General features: G+C 64.2%; 7 protein-coding genes and 1 other RNA gene. 7 read left to right on the plus strand and 1 reads right to left on the minus strand.

The window, feature by feature from the left end:
* The 6 genes from gatC to QZ522_RS17450 all read left to right on the plus strand — a co-directional run.
* A partial coding sequence (gatC, locus tag QZ522_RS17425) for an Asp-tRNA(Asn)/Glu-tRNA(Gln) amidotransferase subunit GatC (RefSeq protein ID WP_294614590.1) occupies positions 1-209 on the plus strand: 209 nt, incomplete at its 5' end.
* Positions 209-1,696: an Asp-tRNA(Asn)/Glu-tRNA(Gln) amidotransferase subunit GatA gene (gatA, locus tag QZ522_RS17430; RefSeq protein WP_294614593.1), complete on the plus strand. Its 1,488-nt coding sequence runs from the start codon at positions 209-211 to the stop codon at positions 1,694-1,696. The genes gatC and gatA, both read left to right, overlap by 1 nt.
* 37 nt (positions 1,697-1,733) lie before the next feature.
* Positions 1,734-2,465, plus strand: a complete 732-nt coding sequence (locus QZ522_RS17435) for a hypothetical protein (protein ID WP_294614596.1) — start codon at positions 1,734-1,736, stop codon at positions 2,463-2,465.
* Positions 2,466-2,554: 89 nt separating this feature from the next.
* Positions 2,555-3,208: an N-acetylmuramoyl-L-alanine amidase gene (locus tag QZ522_RS17440; protein ID WP_294614608.1), complete on the plus strand. Its 654-nt coding sequence runs from the start codon at positions 2,555-2,557 to the stop codon at positions 3,206-3,208.
* Between the two features lie 11 nt (positions 3,209-3,219).
* Positions 3,220-3,639, plus strand: an RNA gene (gene rnpB, locus QZ522_RS17445) — RNase P RNA component class A.
* A 103-nt stretch (positions 3,640-3,742) separates the two neighbouring features.
* Positions 3,743-4,246, plus strand: a complete 504-nt coding sequence (locus QZ522_RS17450) for a DUF2244 domain-containing protein (RefSeq protein ID WP_294614600.1) — start codon at positions 3,743-3,745, stop codon at positions 4,244-4,246.
* Here the strand turns inward: QZ522_RS17450 and QZ522_RS17455 are convergent.
* Positions 4,243-4,704 (minus strand): GatB/YqeY domain-containing protein, encoded by a 462-nt coding sequence (locus QZ522_RS17455; RefSeq protein WP_294614603.1) that lies wholly within the window; start codon positions 4,702-4,704, stop codon positions 4,243-4,245. The genes QZ522_RS17450 and QZ522_RS17455 overlap by 4 nt on opposite strands.
* 187 nt (positions 4,705-4,891) lie before the next feature.
* On the opposite strand from QZ522_RS17455, the gene QZ522_RS17460 reads away from it, so the two are divergent.
* Positions 4,892-5,560, plus strand: a 669-nt coding sequence (locus QZ522_RS17460) for a carbamoyl-phosphate synthase domain-containing protein (RefSeq protein WP_294614605.1), incomplete at its 3' end; no start/stop codon positions are given.

A 5,560-nucleotide genomic window follows, 5' to 3' on the forward strand; every position in this document is an offset into this window, starting at 1 on the left:
TGGCCGAGGAATTCAACACCATCCTCGGTTTCATTGAACAGCTCAACGAGGTGGACGTCGAGGGCATTGAACCGATGACCAGCGTCACGCCGATGCGGCTCAAGCGGCGCGACGATAGTGTCACTGATGGCAATCAACAGGCCAAGGTCCTGTCCAATGCGCCCGATGCGCGCGAGGGTTTCTTTGCCGTGCCGAAGGTGGTGGAATAATGACCGATCTCAACAAACTCACGATTGCCGATGCCCGCGATGCCCTGCGCACGGGTGATGTGACCGCGCTTGAGCTGACCGAGGCCTGCCTGACCCAGATCGAAGGCGCCGGTGCTCTGAACGCCTTTGTGCATCACACCCCCGATCTCGCCCGCGAACAGGCGCGTGCCGCCGATACCCGGATCAAGGCGGGCGATGCCCCGTCGATGTGTGGTATCCCGCTCGGGATCAAGGACCTGTTTTGCACCAAGGGCGTGCCAAGCCAGGCCGCCAGCCGCATCCTCGAAGGCTTCAGGCCGGAGTACGAATCGACCGTCACCCAGAACCTGTTCGATGCAGGCGCGGTGATGCTGGGCAAGCTCAACATGGACGAATTCGCCATGGGCTCGTCAAACGAGACCTCGACCTACGGCAATGCGGTCAACCCCTGGCGGCGCGGCAATGATGATGCGGCGCTGACGCCCGGCGGCTCTTCGGGCGGTTCCGCTTCGGCCGTGGCGGCGGACCTCTGCCTTGCCGCGACCGGCACCGATACCGGCGGCTCTATCCGCCAGCCTGCGGCCTTTACCGGCATCACCGGGATCAAGCCGACCTATGGGCGCTGTTCCCGCTGGGGTGTCGTGGCCTTTGCCAGTTCGCTCGATCAGGCCGGCCCGATGACCAAATCCGTGCGCGATTCGGCAATCATGCTGAGCGCCATGTGCAGCCATGACCCCAAGGATTCCACCAGCGTCGATTTTCCGGTGCCCGATTTCGAGGCCGCTCTGACCGGCGATATCAAGGGCAAGGTCATCGGCATTCCCAGTGAATACCGGATGGAGGGCATGCCCGCCGAGATCGAACAGCTTTGGGCCGATGGCACGGCGATGCTGAAAGACGCGGGCGCCGAAATCCGCGACATAAGCCTGCCGCATACCAAATACGCGCTGCCTGCCTATTATGTGATCGCGCCTGCCGAGGCCTCAAGCAACCTCGCGCGCTATGACGGGGTGCGCTATGGCCACCGCGCCAAGCTGGCGCAGGGCGATGGCATCACCGAGATGTACGAGAAAACCCGCGCCGAGGGCTTTGGCCATGAGGTGCAGCGCCGCGTGATGGTGGGCACCTATGTGCTGTCGGCGGGTTTTTATGACGCCTATTACAACCGCGCTCGCAAGGTGCGCGCCCTGATCAAGCGCGATTTTGAACTGGCGTTTGACGCGGGCGTCGATGCGATCCTGACCCCGGCCACGCCGAGTTCGGCTTTTGGCCTTGGCGAGATGAAAGACGCCGATCCGGTGCAGATGTACCTGAACGATGTATTCACCGTCACCGTCAACCTTGCCGGCCTTCCGGGAATTTCGGTGCCTGCCGGGATCGACAAACAGGGGCTGCCGCTTGGGCTGCAACTGATCGGGCGCCCCTGGGAAGAGGGCGACCTGCTGAACACCGCCTATGCGCTTGAGCGCGCGGCGGGGTTTGTGGCCAAGCCCGGTAAATGGTGGTAAAACCTCGCGCAAAACAGATTATGGCAGGAAATAGCAGATGCGTTTGATCCTTGGCACGGTTGCCCTTGTGGCCCTTTCGGCCTGTACGCCCGCGGTACCCGATAGCGCTGCTGGTGTCGGCTTTGGCGACTATGGGCAATACCAGCGCGATAAAGCTGCGCGTGAGGCCGCCTTGGCCGGTAATGCCCTGCCGATACCCGGTGCCATTTCGTCAGAGTCCCCTGGCACCAGTCAATCCGCCACCGCCGCGGCACAGTCAGACGCCGATCTTGCCGCTGATGCGCGCGCCGCGCTGGAGGCCACCGCCGCCAATTCCGGCCAGCCGGTGCTTCAGGCCAGCCCGTCCAATCCGGCGCCGGAGGGCGTGATGAATTCCGTCGGGATTTCGCGCGAGAACAGCTTTGAGGCCGTCGGCGAACAGCGCTCGATCGAGGATGACGCATCGCGGATTGCCCAGAACCGTGCGCAGTATCAAGTGATCACCCCCGAGGCCGTCGCCAGTCGCCCCGGTGACGTCGGCCCCAATATTGTCGCCTATGCTCTTGAGACGAAACATCCTGTCGGCACGGCGCTCTATCGCCGCGTCGGGATCAACAAGACTGGCAAGTTCGAGCGCAACTGCGCCCAATATGCCTCGCCTGATCTCGCACAGGTCGAGTTTCTCAAGCGCGGTGGCCCCGAACGCGACCGCCTTGGGCTTGATCCCGATGGCGATGGCTATGCCTGTGGCTGGAACCCGGCGCCGTTCCGCAAGGCGGTTGGCCGCTAAAGGGGCGGGGCGTGGGTTTCACCCACCCTGCGTGCAGCTGGTGCGCCTCGCCCAATTTCGGTGCGCGGCGGATGGGTGCCTTGCCCGATATGATCGTTCTGCATTACACCGCAATGCAAAGCGCCGAAGCCGCGCTTGAGCGGCTTTGTGACGCGCAGGCAGAGGTCTCGGCGCATTACCTGATTTCAGAGCGTGGGAATATCTGGCAGATGGTCGAGGAAGATCAGCGTGCGTGGCATGCCGGCGCGGGCCAATGGGGCGCGGTTGTCGACGTAAATTCCCGCTCGATCGGGATCGAGCTTGCCAATACCGGCGCGCATCCCTTCCCAGAGCCGCAGATGCGCGCACTTGAGGGGCTGATGCGCGCGATCATGGCGCGGTGGAGCATTCCGCCCGAGCGGGTGATTGCCCATTCCGACATGGCCCCGGCGCGCAAGTTCGATCCCGGTGCGCGGTTTGATTGGCGTCGACTGGCGCAGGCAGGTCTGTCGGTCTGGCCCGGCGAAACCGAAGCCGCGACAGACACAGAGACTGAGACCGAGACCGGGGCAGGGGGGTTCCTCGCCGCTGCCGGGCGTTTCGGCTATCCCGCAAGCGGCGCGAATGATCTTGAAACAACTCTGGCCGCCTTTCGTCTGCGGTTTCGCCCCTTTGCGAGCGGGCCGCTTGAGGCGGCTGATTGCGGTGCCATTCGCGACCTTGCCACGCGCTTCCCCGTTGACCGCATGCCCCCGAGCGCCTAAGTCACTCTCGCGCGGAGGGCCGGATGGCCGCGGCACCGCAAGGTGTCGAGGAAAGTCCGGACTCCACAAGACAACGGTGCCGGGTAACGCCCGGCTGGGGCAACCCAAGGGAAAGCGCCACAGAAATGAAACCGCCCGTCGCACCTGCGGTCCGCCAAGGGAGACTGCGCACGGGTAAGGGTGAAACGGTGGGGTAAGAGCCCACCGCGGGACGGGTAACCGAACCGGCACGGCAAGCCCCACCGGGAGCAATGCCAAATAGGGACCGCGCGCGGGGCAGGTCGGGCAACCGATACCGCCCGCAGGCACGTCTTGGCCCAGTGGTCCGGGTTGGCAGCTAGAGAGGCGTTGGCAACAGCGTCTCAAGATGAATGGTCATCCAAGGGGGGCAACCCCCTGGACAAAATCCGGCTTACAGGCCCTCCGCGCATATATTGACCTTCAAGGCCGGGGCACGGCCGCAGTGCCGCGCCCTTTGTGAACTATTCGCGCGCGCCCTCTTTTCAATCCGGGATCATGGGCTAGAAACAGGGCATGCCTTATGAATGGACATCCCCGCCCGACCAGAACCCGCAGGCCCGGCTGACGCTCTGGCCGCACCGGTCCCTGCCGCGACGCGGTTTTGCGGCCTTCGTGCTGGCGACCTTCACCCTGATCACCGTGCCGCTTTATCCGCTGCTCGGGACGGTGGTGCTCTGGGGGCTGCTGCCCTTTCTGATGCTGGCGCTGGCCGGGGTCTGGTGGGGGCTCGAGCATTCCTACCGCAGCGCCAATATCACCGAGGTGCTCGAAATCGGCCCCGAGACGGTGCACCTCGTGCGCACCAATCCGCGCGGCGACGTTCAGGAGTGGGAGTGCAACCGCTATTGGGCCAGGGCCACCATCCACCCCACCGGCGGGCCGGTCGCACATTACATCACGCTCAAGGGCAGGGGCCGCGAGGTCGAAATCGGGGCCTTCCTGTCCGAGGGCGAGCGCAAGGTGCTTTACGGCGAACTGGCCGATGCCCTGCGCCCGCCAAGACCGATGACGGGTTAAGAGGCCAGGCGGTCCTTGACGCGCGGGCCGACCGTGCCGAAATCCATCTGCCCGGCGTGACGTTCCTTGAGCTTGGCCATGATCTTGCCCATGTCGCGGATCGAGGTGGCGCCGACATCGCCGATCGCCTTGTCGATCGCGGCGGCAACCTCGTCGTCGTCAAGCTGGCGCGGCAGGAATTCTTCGATCACTTCGATCTCGCTGCGCTCACGCTCGGCAAGGTCAAGGCGGCCCCCCTCTTCGTAGGCGCGCGCGCTTTCATTGCGCTGTTTGGTCATCTTGGCGAGAATCGCCATGATTTCCGGATCGCCCACGCAAGGGGCCCCATCGACACCGCGACCGGCGATCTCCTGGTCCTTGATGGCCGCGCTAATCAGCCGCAGCGTTGCAAGACGCGCGGTGGCCTTGTCTCTCATCGCCTGTTTCAAGGCCTGATTGATGCGATCCCGCAATTCCATTCCGTTCCATCCCCATGGTTTGTCCCAAGTGCCGCAGACTAGCCAAAACGCTCAGGCGTGGCAACTGTTGGCGGGCGGGCGCCGGGGAGTGGTATTTGGCCGCAAACTGGGCCATCTAGTGCCTTGACCCGGCCCGGACCCCCCCTTAGGTTCGCGCCAATTTGCACACATCCGGAGAATCTCTGCCATGGCCCACGCGCCCCAGACCCGCCCGACCGCCTGCCTGGCCCTTGCGGATGGGACGCTGTTTTATGGCCATGGCTTTGGCGCCACGGGCGAGACCACCGCAGAGCTGTGTTTCAATACCGCGATGACCGGCTATCAGGAGATCATGACCGACCCGTCCTATGCAGGGCAGATCGTGACATTCACCTTTCCCCATATCGGCAATACCGGGGTCACCCCCGAGGATGACGAAACCACCGATCCGGTGGCCGAAGGCATGGTCGTGAAATGGGATCCGACACAGCCCAGCAACTGGCGCGCGCAAGAGCATCTTGCGGCATGGCTGGCGCGGCGCGGGCGCATTGCCATCGGCGGGGTCGACACCCGGCGCCTGACCCGTGCGATCCGCCAGCAGGGGGCGCCGCATGCTGCCCTTTGCCACGATCCCGAAGGCAATTTCGACACTGCCGCCCTGGTCGCCAAGGCGCGGGCCTTTGCCGGGCTGGAAGGGATGGACCTTGCCAAGACCGTGACCTGTGCACAGTCCTATCGCTGGGATGAAATGCGTTGGGCCTGGCCAGAGGGCTACACCCGCCAGGAAAACCCGGTGCATAAGGTTGTGGCAATCGACTATGGTGCGAAGCGCAACATACTGCGCTGCCTAGCTTCGGCCGGGTGCGACGTCACCGTT

This window comes from uncultured Roseovarius sp., from assembly GCF_913054395.1.
GTDB lineage: Bacteria > Pseudomonadota > Alphaproteobacteria > Rhodobacterales > Rhodobacteraceae > Roseovarius.